This window comes from Natrialba sp. PRR66 (assembly GCF_034808065.1).
GTDB lineage: Archaea > Halobacteriota > Halobacteria > Halobacteriales > Natrialbaceae > Natrialba > Natrialba aegyptia.
The window spans coordinates 1-270 of record NZ_JAXHGN010000118.1; the positions used below are offsets into that span (position 1 = coordinate 1).

1 protein-coding gene is annotated in these 270 nt (G+C 71.5%); it reads right to left on the reverse strand.

Annotation, left to right across the window (positions count from 1 at the left end; genetic code table 11):
* The coding region (locus SM755_RS23695) for an ATP-binding cassette domain-containing protein (RefSeq protein WP_323174841.1) at window positions 1-270 on the reverse strand (270 nt) is incomplete at both ends.

The window sequence follows — 270 nt, forward strand, 5'->3', positions numbered from 1 at the left end:
TGGTAAAGCGCGCGGGCGATAGCGATGCGCTGTCGCTGCCCGCCCGAGAGGCTCGCCCCGCGCTCCCCGACCTCGGTGTCGTAGCCGTCCGGGAGGTCCGTGACGAACTCGTGGGCGTCGGCCGCCTCCGCCGCCGCGACGACTTCTCGGCGGTCGGGGTCGCGGTCACCGTACGCGACGTTCTCCGCGACGGTGCAGGGGAACAGATACGGCGTCTGACTGACGTACCCGACGTGTTCCCGGAGACTCGCGGGGTCAGCGGTCGTGACG